Annotated in this window: 10 protein-coding genes and 2 tRNA genes; 4 read left to right on the top strand and 8 right to left on the bottom strand. The window is 74.7% G+C overall.

Features of this window, described 5'->3' with window-relative positions; genetic code table 11:
• Positions 1-206: 206 nt before the first annotated feature.
• Positions 207-1,895 carry a chitinase gene (locus tag OG618_RS14180; protein ID WP_442906792.1) on the top strand — a complete coding sequence of 563 codons (1,689 nt, stop codon included), beginning with the start codon at positions 207-209 and terminating at the stop codon, positions 1,893-1,895.
• 156 nt (positions 1,896-2,051) lie between these two features.
• Here the strand turns inward: OG618_RS14180 and OG618_RS14175 are convergent.
• Together OG618_RS14175 and OG618_RS14170 are read right to left on the bottom strand one after the other, a co-directional pair.
• Positions 2,052-2,125, bottom strand: a tRNA-Lys gene (locus tag OG618_RS14175).
• A 126-nt stretch (positions 2,126-2,251) separates the two neighbouring features.
• Positions 2,252-3,160: an NADP-dependent oxidoreductase gene (locus tag OG618_RS14170; protein WP_329487768.1), complete on the bottom strand. Its 909-nt coding sequence runs from the start codon at positions 3,158-3,160 to the stop codon at positions 2,252-2,254.
• A 268-nt stretch (positions 3,161-3,428) separates the two neighbouring features.
• Here OG618_RS14170 and OG618_RS14165 point away from each other — a divergent pair, with 268 nt between their 5' ends.
• Complete coding sequence (locus tag OG618_RS14165) at positions 3,429-5,012, top strand: Na+/H+ antiporter (RefSeq protein WP_329487767.1); 1,584 nt, start codon at positions 3,429-3,431, stop codon at positions 5,010-5,012.
• Positions 5,013-5,268: 256 nt separating this feature from the next.
• Positions 5,269-6,930: a glucose-6-phosphate isomerase gene (gene pgi, locus OG618_RS14160; RefSeq protein ID WP_329487766.1), complete on the top strand. Its 1,662-nt coding sequence runs from the start codon at positions 5,269-5,271 to the stop codon at positions 6,928-6,930.
• A gap of 110 nt (positions 6,931-7,040) precedes the next feature.
• On the opposite strand, the gene OG618_RS14155 is transcribed toward pgi, so the two are convergent.
• The 6 genes from OG618_RS14155 to OG618_RS14130 all read right to left on the bottom strand — a co-directional run bounded on the left by OG618_RS14155 (position 7,041) and on the right by OG618_RS14130 (position 12,884).
• A tRNA-Lys gene (locus OG618_RS14155) sits at positions 7,041-7,114 on the bottom strand.
• 100 nt (positions 7,115-7,214) lie between these two features.
• Complete coding sequence (locus tag OG618_RS14150) at positions 7,215-7,766, bottom strand: bifunctional DNA primase/polymerase (RefSeq protein ID WP_329487765.1); 552 nt, start codon at positions 7,764-7,766, stop codon at positions 7,215-7,217.
• A 182-nt stretch (positions 7,767-7,948) separates the two neighbouring features.
• Positions 7,949-8,356, bottom strand: coding sequence for a hypothetical protein (locus tag OG618_RS14145; protein ID WP_329487764.1), 408 nt, complete (start codon positions 8,354-8,356; stop codon positions 7,949-7,951).
• 213 nt (positions 8,357-8,569) lie between these two features.
• Positions 8,570-9,925 carry an AAA family ATPase gene (locus OG618_RS14140; protein ID WP_329492105.1) on the bottom strand — a complete coding sequence of 452 codons (1,356 nt, stop codon included), beginning with the start codon at positions 9,923-9,925 and terminating at the stop codon, positions 8,570-8,572.
• 8 nt (positions 9,926-9,933) lie between these two features.
• Complete coding sequence (locus OG618_RS14135; RefSeq protein ID WP_329487763.1) at positions 9,934-11,583, bottom strand: hypothetical protein; 1,650 nt, start codon at positions 11,581-11,583, stop codon at positions 9,934-9,936.
• Positions 11,580-12,884: a hypothetical protein gene (locus tag OG618_RS14130; RefSeq protein WP_329487762.1), complete on the bottom strand. Its 1,305-nt coding sequence runs from the start codon at positions 12,882-12,884 to the stop codon at positions 11,580-11,582. The genes OG618_RS14135 and OG618_RS14130 overlap by 4 nt, the downstream gene beginning before the upstream one ends.
• A gap of 236 nt (positions 12,885-13,120) precedes the next feature.
• On the opposite strand from OG618_RS14130, the gene OG618_RS14125 reads away from it, so the two are divergent.
• Complete coding sequence (locus OG618_RS14125; protein WP_329487761.1) at positions 13,121-13,771, top strand: histidine phosphatase family protein; 651 nt, start codon at positions 13,121-13,123, stop codon at positions 13,769-13,771.
• Positions 13,772-13,849: the final 78 nt, after the last annotated feature.

Here is a 13,849-nt window from a genome sequence, read left to right as displayed (position 1 = left end):
ATGGTTCGACGGGGTGTTACGCGCGGCAACCGGACGCGCCGCGCGGCAGGGTCCGACCGGTCTGGACCATTGACACCGCACGGCCGAATCCACTTCAGTGGTCTAGTCCAACTAGGGTGCGCGGTCGGGCCGAACCCCCACTGGCACGTACCTTCGCCGTGCCCTCGGACGTCCCCCACGATCCGCGCCCCCGCAGGAGTCCCCGCATGCGCAGAACACCTGTAGCCGCACCCGTCCCGCCCCGCCGGCGCCCCCGCACACTGCTCGCCGCCGGCACCGCCTCGGCCGTCGCCGCCGCGACCATGGTCGGCCTGACGCTCGGCCTCGCGCCCGCCGCCTCGGCCGGGGAGTTCCTGGTCAACGGCGGTTTCGAGAGCGGGGCCAGCGGCCCCTGGAACTGCTCCGCCGGCACCGGCAGCGTCGTCACCGGCCAGGCCCACAGCGGCAGTTACGCCCTCGCCGCGGCCGCCTCGGCCGGTGACACGGCCCGCTGCGCCCAGACCGTCACGGTCGCCCCCAACACCACCTACACGCTCAGCGCGTACCTCAAGGGCTCGTACGTCTACCTCGGCGTGGACGGCGGCACCAGCACCTGGACGCCGGGCACCGGCGGCGCCTACCAGAAGCTCAGCGTCAGCTTCACCACGTCCGCGACCCAGACCAGCGCCACCGTGTACACCCACGGCTGGTACGGCCAGGGCACCTACTACGCGGACGACGTCTCGCTGGACGGGCCGGGCGCGCCCAGCCCGACGCCCACCGTGACGCCCACGGTCACCCCCACGGTGACCCCGACCGTCACGCCCACCGTGACCCCGACGGTCACCCCGACCGTGACGCCCACCGGCACGCCCACCGGTACGCCCACCGGGCCGGCCGGCAGCCACGCCCTGGTCGGCTACCTGCACGCCAGCTTCGCCAACGGCGCCGGCTACACCAAGGTCGCCGACGTCCCGGACTCCTGGGACTTCATCAACCTCTCCTTCGGCGAGCCGACCTCCGTCACCTCCGGCGACATCCGGTTCAACCGCTGCCCGGTCACCGAGTGCCCGGGGGTGGAGTCCGACGCGGACTTCAAGGCCGCGATCGCCGCCAAGCGGGCCAAGGGCAAGAAGGTGCTGATCTCGATCGGCGGCCAGAACGGCCAGGTCCAGCTCACCACCACGGCCGCCCGCGACGCCTTCGTCAGCTCGGTCTCGGCGATCATCGACAAGTGGGGGCTGGACGGCCTCGACATCGACTTCGAGGGCCACTCGCTCTCCCTGAACACCGGCGACACCGACTTCAAGAACCCGACCAGCCCGGTCGTCGTCAACCTGATCTCCGCCGTGAAGACGCTGAAGGCCAAGTACGGCCCGAACTTCGTCCTCACCATGGCCCCGGAGACCTTCTTCGTCCAACTCGGCTACCAGTACTACGGGTCCGGCCCGTGGGGCGGCCAGGACCCGCGCGCCGGCGCCTACCTGCCGGTGATCCACGCCCTGCGCGACGACCTCACCCTGCTGCACGTCCAGGACTACAACTCCGGCTCGATCATGGGCCTGGACAACCAGTACCACTCGATGGGCGGCGCCGACTTCCACGTCGCGATGACCGACATGCTGCTCAAGGGCTTCCCGGTGGCGGGCAACACCAACAACGTGTTCCCGGCGCTGCCCGCGAGCAAGGTCGCCATCGGCATGCCGGCCACCACCAACGCGGGCAACGGCTACGTCGCCCCCGCCGAGGTCAACAAGGCGCTGGACTGCCTCACCAAGGCCACCAACTGCGGCAGCTACGTCCCCAAGGCCGGCCCCCAGCCGAACCTGCGCGGCCTGATGACCTGGTCGATCAACTGGGACCAGTTCGGCGGCCGTGAGTTCTCCAAGAACTTCGACAGCTACTTCCGCCGCTGACCGACCACCGCTGACCGACTGCCGCTGACCGACCGCCCGCGCCGGGCGCCGGACGGGATCGCCCCCGTCCGGCGCCCGGCGCCACGAGGTCCGGCTTCAGGGGCCCGGAAACGCCGGAAGGCCCCTCGCTCTCACGAGGGGCCTTCCGGCTGTCTGTGCGCCGCCAGGGACTCGAACCCCGGACCCGCTGATTAAGAGTCAGCTGCTCTAACCAACTGAGCTAGCGGCGCCTGCTGACGCGGAGAACATTACCTGGTCAGCAGCCGAAACTCACAATCGGGGGCCGAACGGCCCCGCGCCCGGCCCGCCGCCGGTGGCCCGGGGCGCGGCGTCCGGGGATCGGGGGCGCGCCGGGATCACGGGGTGAGCACCACCTTGCCCCGGACGTGGCCGGTGCCGACCATCCGGTGCGCCTCGGCCGCGCGCTCCAGCGGGAAGGTGTCGGCGATCTCCAGCCGCAGACCGCCCGACTCCCAGAGTTCGACCAGCTCGGCCAGCCGGGCCGCCGTCCGCGGCCCCCGCAGCATGCGCAGGCCGAGCCGCGCGGCGGTCGGGAAGTCCACGATGGTGCCGATCCGGTCCCGGTCGGAGACCAGCTCCACGGAGGCCTCCAGGGCGCCGCGCCCGGCCGCGTCGAAGGCCGCGTCCACCCCCTGCGGCGCCACCGCCCGCACCCGCTCGACCAGCCCGTCCCCGTACCCGACCGGGATCGCGCCCAGCTCGCGCAGATAGGCGTGGTTGCGGTCGCTCGCGGTGCCGATCACGGTGGCGCCCCAGGCGCGGGCGAGCTGGACGGCGACCGTGCCGACTCCGCCCGAGGCACCGTGGACCAGGACGGTGTCGCCCCGGCCGACCCCCAGCAGGGTCAGCGCGACATGGGCGGTCTGCCCGGAGGCGGACAGCGAGCCCGCCTGCTCCCACGGCATCCCGGCCGGCTTGGGGACCAGCTGGGAGCCGTCGACGGTGACGAACTCGGCGTGGCTGTTCAGCGGCCGGAAGCCCAGCACCTGGTCGCCGACCGCCCAGCCCCGGCTGTCGGGGCCGAGCTGGTCGACCACCCCGGCGAACTCGTTGCCCGGGACGGCCGGCAGCTCGACCCGCACGCCCGGTGGCGCCCAGCCCTCCCGGACGGCGAGGTCGGCGGGCTGCACCCCGGCCGCGTAGACGCGGACCCGCACCTCGCCCGGTCCGGCGGCGGGGGTGGGTACCTCGGTCACCCGCAGTACCTCTGGGCCGCCGAACCGGGGGACGGTCACAGCCTTCATCTGGAGCTCCTGCCTCGTGGTCTGCGCTCTCGGTCCTGCCTGCGCCCCGATCATCGAAGGTGAAGCGGACTTGAGGTCAAGGGCCCTCCGGCGTGTTGCGTCAACTGAGCGCATTGTCGGATTTATCCTCGACGGCGGCCCGAGTCGCGCCCGGCCGCCCCGTCGTCCGCCACCCGCCCGTCGCCACCCGCTCCGCCAGCCACCCTCCGCCACCCGCTCTCCGCCACCCGCTCTCCGCCACCGATCCGCCGTCGAGAGGAACCTCCCCGTGGGCCAGCTGCCCCTGCTCTTCGTGGTGCTGCTCGCCTCCGTCGTGACCATGCCGCTCGCCCGGCGGACGGGCGTGCCGCAGCCCGTGCTGATGACCCTGCTGGGCATCGTCATGGCGCTGGTCCCGCAGATCCCGGACGTCACCCTCGACCCGGACCTGATTCTCCCGCTGGTCCTGCCGCCGCTGATCTTCGCCGTCGCCCGGCGCTCCTCGGTCCGCTACTTCCGGGCCAACATCCGCTCCATCCTGCTGCTCGCGGTCGCGCTGGTGGTGGTCACCACCACCGCGGTCGCCGGCACCGTGCACGCGCTGCTTCCCGCGCTGCCGGTCGCGGCCGCCGTCGCGGTCGGCGCGCTGGTCTCCCCGCCGGACCCGGTCGCCGCCGTCGCGGTGGCCGGCAGCATCGGCCTGCCGCGCCGGCTGGTGTCGATCCTGGAGAGCGAGGGCCTGTTCAACGACGTCACCGCGATCGTCATCTACTCGCTGGCCATCGACGCGGTGGTCAGCGGCGACTTCTCGCCCGGCCACGCGGTGCTGCGCTTCGTGCTCTCGGCCGTCCTCGCCGTCATCATCGGCGTCGGCCTCGGCTGGCTCAACGCCAAGCTCGCCTCCTTCCTGGAGGACCCCACCCAGCAGGTCGCGCTCAACCTGCTGGTGCCCTTCGCCGCCTACACCCTGGCCGAGGAGATCCACGGCTCCGGTGTGCTCGCCGTCGTGGTCTGCGCGCTCTACCTGGCGGAACGCGCCGCGGAGGCCGACGCCGTCTCCTACCGGCTGGTGGGCAACGCCTTCTGGGAGATCGTCGAGATCCTGATCACCGGGGTCGCCTTCGGCCTGATCGGCCTGGAGCTGGCCACCGTCCTGAAGGAGGCCGGCACCGGCTGGACGAGCATGCTCGGCGACGCGGCCGCCGTCATCGCCGTGGTGGTCGTGACCCGGCTGCTCTGGCTGCTGCCGGCCGGCTGGCTCTCCCGGAAGCTGCGGGCCGACGTGGAGGAGGACACCCCGATCAGCTGGCAGGAGAGCGTGGTGCTCTGGTGGTCCGGGATGCGCGGGGTGGCCACCGTCGCGCTCGCCCTGGCCGTCCCGCTGACCGTCGACTCCGGTGAGGGCTTCCCCGAACGCGGCCGGCTGGTCTTCATCGCCTTCAGCGTCGTCCTCTTCACCCTGCTGGTCCAGGGGCTCACCCTGCCGTGGCTGGCCAAGCGGCTGCACCTGGACATCGACCAGGACAAGCACGAGCAGGCGGTGCGCGAGCTCTGGTGGCGGGCCGCCCGGGCCGGGCTCGAACGGCTCGGCGAACTGGAGGAGCAGGACAAGCTGCCCGCCGAGGTCGCCGATCGCCTGCGGGACCGTCAGCACGACCGGCTGGCCCGGCTCTGCCCGGAGAAGTACGCCGAGGAGGAGGCCAGCGAGGCCAAGCTGCGGCTGAGCCAGTGGCGCGCCGCGTACAGCGTCGAGCAGGAGATGATCGCCGCCTCCCGGCGCGAGATGCTGGCCGCCCGCAGCGAGCTCGGCGCCGACCCGGAGCTGGTCGACCGGGTGCTGCGCGGGCTCGACCTCCGCTCCGAACGGAAGTGACGCGCCGTCCGGGGGTGTCGGCGGCGTCCGCGCAGCCGGCCCGGGGGCACCCCGGCGGCGGCCCGCCGGGCCGGTGGCCGCCGGGCCACGGAGCGTCCCCGAACGGAATGTGCGCAGGTGGTCCCGACGTTGCATAGGCTGGCCCCGGGCAGGCCGTCAACGGAGTCGGCGCACCATCAGTACCCGCACGACCTCGCGAAAACCCTCCCGCCTGGCCCTGCCGGTATCTGCACCCAGATGAAACGAGGAGCCACCGATGTCGGAGACCCGTGCCGACTCCCGTACCCCCCTGGACCGCACCCCGCAGTGGGCCGCCCTCGGCAAGCACCGCACGGAGCTGGGCGAGACGCACCTGCGCGAGCTGTTCGCCGCCGACCCGGAGCGCGGCCGCCGCTACACCCTCCGGGTCGGCGACCTGCACGTGGACTACGCGAAGCAGCTGGTCACGGACGAGACGCTGACCCTGCTGCGCGAGCTCGCCGAGGCCACCGGCGTCGCCCGGCTGCGGGACGCGATGTTCCGCGGCGAGAAGATCAACAACACCGAGCACCGCGCCGTCCTGCACACCGCGCTGCGCGCCCCGCGCGGCGCCGTCGTCGAGGTGGACGGCGAGAACGTGGTGCCCGCCGTGCACGCCGTCCTCGACAAGATGGCGGCCTTCGCCGAGCAGGTCCGCGCCGGCGACTGGCGCGGCCACACCGGCAAGCGGATCCGCACGGTCGTCAACATCGGCATCGGCGGCTCCGACCTCGGCCCCGCGATGGCCTACGAGGCGCTGCGCTCCTTCGCCGACCGCGACCTCGACGTCCGCTTCGTCTCTAACGTGGACGGCGCCGACCTGCACGAGGCCGTCCGCGACCTCGACCCGGCGGAGACGCTCTTCATCGTCGCCTCCAAGACCTTCACCACCATCGAGACCATCACCAACGCGGTCTCCGCCCGCAGCTGGCTGCTCGCGGGCCTGGACGCCGGCACCGAGGCGGTGGCGAAGCACTTCGTCGCCCTCTCCACCAACGCCGAGGGCGTCGCGGACTTCGGCATCGACACCGCCAACATGTTCGAGTTCTGGGACTGGGTGGGCGGCCGCTACTCCTACGACTCGGCGATCGGCCTCTCGCTGATGATCGCCATCGGCCCGGACGCCTTCCGCGAGATGCTGGACGGCTTCCACCTGGTCGACGAGCACTTCCGCACCGCTCCCGCCGAGGAGAACGTCCCGCTGCTGCTCGGCCTGCTCGGCGTCTGGTACGGGGCCTTCTTCGACGCCCAGGCGCACGCGGTGCTGCCGTACTCGCACTACCTGTCGAAGTTCACCGCCTACCTCCAGCAGCTGGACATGGAGTCCAACGGCAAGTCGGTGGACCGCGAGGGCAACCCGGTGAGCTGGCAGACCGGCCCGGTGGTCTGGGGCACGCCCGGCACCAACGGCCAGCACGCCTACTACCAGCTGCTGCACCAGGGCACCAAGGTCATCCCGGCCGACTTCATCGGCTTCGCCCGGCCGGTCGCCGACCTGCCCGACGGCCTGGTCGCCCAGCACGACCTGCTGCTCGCCAACTTCTTCGCCCAGACCCAGGCGCTGGCCTTCGGCAAGACGCCGGAGGAGGTCGCGGCCGAGGGCGTGCCGGCCGAGCTGGTCCCGCACAAGACCTTCAAGGGCAACCACCCGACCACCACCATCCTGGCCGGGGAGCTGACCCCGTCGGTGCTCGGCCAGCTGGTCGCGCTGTACGAGCACAAGGTGTTCGTCCAGGGCGCGATCTGGAACATCGACTCCTTCGACCAGTGGGGCGTCGAGCTCGGCAAGGTGCTCGCCAAGCGGATCGAGCCGGTGCTGCTGACCGGTGAGGGCGCCGACGCGCTGGACAGCTCCACCGCGGAGCTGGCCGCGCGCTACCGCTCGCTGCGCGGCCGCTGAGCCCGCGGGGTGCCGGACGGGATCGACCCGTCCGGCACCCCGTACCTGCCCCAAGGATCGGAAAACGCCGGAAGGCCCCTCGCTCTCGCAAGGGGCCTTCCGGCTGTCTGTGCGCCGCCAGGGACTCGAACCCCGGACCCGCTGATTAAGAGTCAGCTGCTCTAACCAACTGAGCTAGCGGCGCCTGCTGACAGAGAAGACTTTAGCAGCGGCGCGCGGCCCGGCCAAAATCGAATACCCGGAGCCGGGGGCGGCCGCGCCCCGGCCCACCGGCAGCGCCGGGCTCAACCCACCGGCAGGGCCGTCGAACCGGCCCGCTCGGCCGACTCTCGGGCCGCCCGGACGCAGGCCCAGAGCACCACCGAGGCGCCCGGCAGCCACGGCTCCCGGGCCTCCGGGGCGACGATCCACCGCCCGGCACCCAGACCTGGCGAGTCCGGGCTGTGCAGCATCCGCTGCACCGGCGGGACGGTCACCGCGTCGCCGCGGCCGTGGCAGAGCAGCGGCGGGACGTCACGGGCCCACTCCTCCCAGGCGAGCAGCCGCCGCAGCCGGGCCGCCGCCCCGGGCCGGACGAACAGCAGGGTGCGCCCCCGGTACACGGCGACCGGGCCGCAGCCGGGGCCGGAGGTCCACAGCTCCTCCAGCACCCGCCGGCCGAACAGGGACGGCATGCTGATCACGTCGAAGGCGCGCCCGCAGGGCAGCACCGAGGGCGCCCACGGGCGCGACTCCCAGAGGGCGCGCATGCTGCGGGGGTACTCGCTGGCGGAGGCGAGCCAGGCCTCCCCGGCCACCGTGACGTACTCCACCGACTGATAGGTCCAGATGTCCACGGACAGCAGAGTGGGGTGTCAGCCGGGTGTCCGGGAGGGAAAGCGTGGTTCGCCGGACAGCACGGCGGGGAGCGGCGTACCCTGCCGCGCCGCATATGCCACTGGCGAGGTTGCCGCCCCGATCGCGGTCCGGCCCCCGATCGCGGCCCGGCCCCTGATCGCGGTCCGGCCCCCGGGAGGGGTCAGCCCTCGTGGCGGCGGGGCTGGAGCAGGCCGCGGCCGTACTCGATCATCTTGGTCGCGTAGTCCGGCGTCCAGTCCGCCCGCTCGGCGATCTCGGCCTCGGAGAGCGCGTCGAACCGGCGGGTGTCCGCGAGCTGCGCGGCGGCGACGGCCTGGAAGTCGGTGGCCCGCTCGGCGGCCGCGCGGAAGGCCAGCGCCAGCTCGGTGGAACGGCGCAGCAGCTCGGCCGGGTCCTCTATCGACTCCAGGTCGAAGAACCGCTCCGGCTCCGGCTCGGCGAGGTTCGGCTCGAACAGCAGCTGGACCGGGCGCCGGCGGCGGGCGGGCGCTTCACCGGCGCCTGCGCCCGGACCGGCCGGCACGGTCGAACGGCTCGGGTCGGACGCCTGGGCGTGGGAGTCGGGCATGGACGGACACCTCCGGGGGCTCGGTGGGGGCGGACGGCGGCGGCCGGGGAGGACGCCGCCCGGTCCTGGCCGCCGTCCATTGTCTCGCGGCGACTGCCGGTAACGGAACGGTGCGAGTCCGGGCGCTATTCCCTCCCGGCGCGCCGGGGGCGTGCACCCGGCGGGAGGCGCCGCCGACCTGCGGGAGCCGGCCGCCGCCCCCGGCCGGCCCGCTCAGCGCGCCAGCCGTACCCGGTGCCCGGCGAGGTGCTGCAGCACCTGGTGGTTGGCCTCCCAGCCGTCGGGGAACTTGACCGAGACGCCCAGCTGGACGGGTTCGGTGGCCGGGTGCTCGTCCAGCAGCTCGGCGATGCCGGCCCGGGCCACCACGATGCACGCGTGCCGGTGCCGGGAGGCGAGCACGCAGAGCCGGCCCGTCTCCAGGTGGAAGGCGGTCGCGTCCGGCCGCCCGGAGAGCGGGTGCAGCACCACCGTGACGTCGTACTCCCGGCCCTGCAGCCGGTTGGCGGTGTCCACCGTGACGGCCGGGCCGGTCGTCGGGTCGACCGGGACACCGGCCTTGACCAGCGCCGCCCGGACGGCCGCCGCCTGGTCCCGGTGGGCCGTGCCGACCGCGATCCGGCCGGGGGCGAGCGGGACGGTGCCCTGCTCGGAGTGGGCCGTCAGACCGCGCTCCAGCAGCCGGCGGACGGTCGCCGCCACGGCGGCCACCGCCTGCGGATCGGTCCGGACGGTGTGCCGGGCGGGCAGCTCCAGCAGCGCCCAGCCGTGCTCGGCCGCCCGGTCGATCGCCGCGTCCAGCGCGGAGCCGTCCGGCCGCACCGAGGCGGTGAGCAGCCGGTCGCCGGGCCCGGTGCCGGACCGGAACGGCGTGTACGGGTAGAACGCGTCGGAGATCAGCGGCGCCGCGCTGGCCGGCAGCCGCCAGGAGACCGGCAGCCGGTGCGGCTCGATCTGCGGGTTGTGCGCGAGCAGCGTGACCACGGCGCTGCTCGACGGGTCGTACGACAGCCCCGCCCACTGCTCGGTGCCGACCACCGTGAACGGGTCCAGCTGGCCCGGGTCCCCCACGAAGAGGGCCCGCTCGAACAGCCGGGCCACCGCGAGCAGGGCGTCCGAGCGCATCTGGTACGCCTCGTCGACGATCGCGTGCCGCCACGGCGCCTCGGTCCTCACCCACTGCCACTTGGCGGCCGTCGAGACCACCACGTCGTGCTCGGCCAGCTCCGCCACCTTGTCGGAGGGCGTGACGTTGGGGTGCCGCAGCACCTCGGGGCCGGGCCGGGAGTCCGCGGCGTGCAGCCGGCCGATCGTCAGCCCGGGCGCCTTCTCGGCCAGTCGGTCGACCAGGTCGTCCACCTGTCCGTTGGTCTGCGCGACGATCATGAGGCGCTCACCGGCCTCGACCAGCTCGCGGGCGGCCCGCACCACCAGGGTGGACTTCCCGGCGCCGGGCGGGGAGTCGACCACCACGCCGCGCGGGGCGCCCACGGCCGGGCGGACGGTGGCCTCCAGGATCCTGGCCACCGCGGCGTCGGCGGCCGCCCCGGGGGCCTGCTCGCTGTTCATCGTCCGGGTCACTCCCACTCCTCGACGGCGGTGGCGGCTGCGGCGCCGGCGGCGGCCGGCCCGGGGGTGGCGGCGGCGCCGGGCGGGCCGCCGTGCGTCCACGGCGTGTCGTCCGGCTCGGGCAGCGGCGCGGACTGGCGGACGGTCAGTTCGAACAGGGTGAAGGTGATCCGCTCGCCGGGCTCGGGCAGGCTGCCCGGCTCCGGCTCCTTCCGGCGCCCCATGCCGGACAGCACCCGCAGGGTGATGGTGCCCGCCACCGGGTCGACCGCGGTGATCACCGCCTTCTGCGGGCTCGGCGCGGCGCCGGAGTCCGCGAGGGGGGAGGCCCTGACCCGGTGCGCCTCCCGGCCGAGGTCCGCGTGCGGGCGGTCGGCGGTCCGGACGGTCACCAGCGGACGCGGCTTGGGCGAGCGCCCCGAGGTGTCGTAGTCCGGCACCACCTCGGTGACCACACCCGCGAAGGCCTCGCCGGCCAGCCGGTGCTCGGCCATCGCCAGCGGGTCGTCCAGGGCCTCCTGGACGACCAGCCGGGCCTGCTCACGCTCGCGCTGCGCCAGCTTCCGGGCGGCCGTCACGGCGTCGTCCTGCCGGGGCTGCGGCGGCTCGCCGGCCGCCAGCCGGTCCCGGTGGCCGGTGTAGGACCAGCGGTCGCCCGTCCAGCGCTCCGCCAGGTGCCCGGCCGGCGGCAGCTCGCGGAGCAGGTCCAGGCCGTGCCACACGTCGTGCCAGGTGGGCAGCAGCACCCGGGAGAGCACCGCGCGCAGCTGCTCGACAGCCGTCCGGACCGCGGCCCGGGCCTGCTCCGCGTCGGTGCCGCCGGGCTCCTGGGCGGCGTGCGCCAGGGCGGCCGCGGCGGCGTCGTAGCGGGCGATGGCCGGGCCCAGCACCAGTTCGTCGAAGCGCGGGTCGGTGGCCGGGCCGGCGGGCGGGTGGAGCAGCTGGCCGGCCCCGTCCCGCGCGGACTCGGCCAGCTCGGCGGCCTCGGCCCCGGTCAGGCCGGCCGGCGGCGCGTGCCAGGCCAGCCGGGCGGCGAGGTGCTGGTCCTCCAGGTGGCTCTGGCCGGTCGCCCAGTGCCGGGAGAGCAGGCCGGTCATCGCCAGCAGCAGGCTGGAGCCGGGCACCTGGGCCCGGTCGGTGAGGTGGGTCAGCCAGCGGCCGAGCAGCGGCACCCGGGCCGGCGCCGGGTAGGGGCCCGGCTCGTCGTCCTCCACGGTGCGGCGGAAGCGGGTGGAGCGGCCGAGCAGGGCGAGGTGGTGCACGCCCGCGGCGTTGGGCACGATCAGCTGCGGCGCGTCGGCGCACAGCTCGCGGAAGACCTGCGTCTTCTCGCCGGTCTCCGGATCCTTCTCGGAACCCTCGATCTGCTCCACCTCGTCGGCGAAGGACTCCAGGTAGGGCAGCAGGTCGGCGGCCAGTTCGGCCAGGAAGTCGAAGCGCAGGGTGCGGTTGAGCGGCTGCGGGACGATGTGCAGCCGGGGCGCCGAGCGGTCGGTGCCCAGCAGCACGGCCAGCGGTGCGCCCGCCTCGCCGGCGGCGGTCAGCGGGACGACCACCATCGGGCGTTCGGCGAGGTGCCGGTGGCGGACGGTGGCCAGCGGCTCGGCCCGACCGCTGCGGACGGCCTCCAGCCGGGCGAGGGTGCCGAGCAGGCTCATCGGGCGGCTCCGGCCCCGGCGAACGCCTCCGCCGGCGGCTCGGCGAGCGGCCGGCCCAGCGCCTCGGCGCGCAGCGCGGCGGCGTACGCGAGCCGGGCGGCGGCCTCGTCGTTGCCGTCGCCGCTGTCGTTGCCGTCGTGGCCGGCGTCGGCGGCCGTGGATTCGGGGTGGGCGGCCTCGGGGCGGGGGCCGGTCTCCTCGGCGGCGGCCAGTGCCTCGGTGACGGTCCGGATACTGCCCAACTCGCCGCGCACGCCCCGGCCGAGCTGCTCGACCCGGTCCTCGCAGCGGGCCCGGGCACGGCAGTGGAAGCCCAGCTCACAGGTGGAGAGGCAGTCCGGGCTGTACGCGGCCGGCACCGCCTCGACCGACTCCGCCAGTTGCTCGGCCGAGCGGGCGGGGGCCCCCGTCGGATCCGACGCGAGGTCGAAGCCGGCTCCCGGCGGCAGCGCGTCCAGCAGCCGGCCGATGCCGGTCATCCGGCTGAGCTGGCGGCGGGTGGTGGCCAGCTCGCGCCGGACGTCCACGGTCACCGCGGTCGGCCGGTTGCTGAAGTCCTTCGGGCAGACCAGCAGCACGCTCAGCCGGGGGCTGCCCGGCAGCCGCTGCTCGACGTACGGGTTGCGGTCCGGCTCCCGGCCGGCCAGCGCGGCGGCCGTCTCCTGGAGCGCCAGGACGTAGACAGCGGCCTGGCGGGCAGCGGCACCGACCTTGGCCGGGTCCGCACTGCCGTCCAGCACCGGGAAGGACTTGATCTCGATCACGGTGCACCGCCCGCCGTGCACCACGACCGCGTCCGGCTCCAGGTAGGCGGTGCTGCCGGCCACGGTGAGCCGCAGCAGCGGGTGGTCCAGCAGCGTCCAGGCCCGCGGATCGGCGGCGGCCTGGGCCAGTGCGGCGGTCGTCCGCTCGGCCCGGACCGCGGGGCCGGAGCGGCGCAGCAGATCGGGCACGGCGAGCGGGGCGCCGCCGTCGGCCGGCAGGCCGAGGTGGCGGCGCAGCGGCTCCAGCAGCGCCGTGTAGTCGTCCTCCTTCAGCCGTGACTCGAAGATCACGCCGCGGGCGAGGGCGAACGGGGACTGGCCGAACGGGGCGGGCCGGCCGAGCCGGGCGGCCAGTGCCGACTTGTCGACCCCGGCGGCGTCGAGCACGGCGCGGCGGTGACAGCCCGGATTGGCGGCGAGCGCGGCGAGCGCGCGGGCGTTCAGGCTGCGCTGCGGTGCGGGACCGCGCAGGTCGGCGAGCCGCTGGGCGAGCGGCTCAAAGTGCCCGTGGGACGGGACGTTCGTCGAGACGTTCATGGTGCGGCCCAGTGTCGCACCCGGGTCCGACAATCCGGTCCGGTCCGGCCATCCGCGGCCATCCGCGCCGATTCCGGGCGGTGGGCGGGCGGGTGTGCCGGTCGCCGCCCACCCGGGGGCCGATTCGCTGCGGCGGCGCCCGGGCTCGTAGGAGGTCCGCAGGTGAGGGATCATGGAGTGCCGGTGCTCAATGGTGAGACCGACCGTTGCCACCGCCCCGCTGCGAGGAGCCACTCATGCCCGCCCGAATCGTCCTGGTCCGCCACGGCGAGACCGAGTGGTCGGCCACCGGCCGCCACACCGGCCGGACCGACATCCCGCTGACCGAGGAGGGCCGCGCGATGGCCCGGGCGCTCGGCGCCCGCCTGGCCGAGGCCCCCTGGAACGGCCTGCCGGACGCCCTCGTCTACACCAGCCCGCTCGGCCGCGCCAAGGAGACCTGCGCCCTGGCGGGCTTCGGCGACCGTGCCGTGGACCGGCCGGAGCTGCTGGAGTGGGACTACGGCCAGTACGAGGGCCGGACCGGCCCGGACATCCGCGCCACCGACCACCCCGGCTGGCTTATCTGGCGGGACGGCGTGCCCGGCGGCGAGAAGCTGTCCGAGGTCGCCGCCCGGGTGGACGGCTTCCTCGCCGGCCTCAACGACGAGCACGGCGTGCCGGACGAGGCGACCACGGTCATGCACGGCGCCGACCGCGACGTGGTGCTCTTCGCGCACGGCCACCTGCTGCGCATCCTGACCGCCCGCTGGCTCGGGCTGCCGCCCGAGTACGCCCAGCGCTTCAAGCTCGGGACGGCGGCGCTCTGCGTGCTGTCCTGGGAGTACGGCGCACCGGCGGTCGAGGTCTGGAACGACCTCAGCCACCTGGAGGGCCTGCAGCACTGACCGGTCGCCGCGCCCCGCGTCCGACGGTCGGTCAGGGGCGGGGCGCGGCCGCGGTACCGGCGAGCGCCGGCCCCGGCC

Source organism: Kitasatospora sp. NBC_01246 (genome assembly GCF_036226505.1).
Classification (GTDB): domain Bacteria; phylum Actinomycetota; class Actinomycetes; order Streptomycetales; family Streptomycetaceae; genus Kitasatospora.
This window is presented reverse-complemented; position numbering and strand designations above follow the sequence as displayed.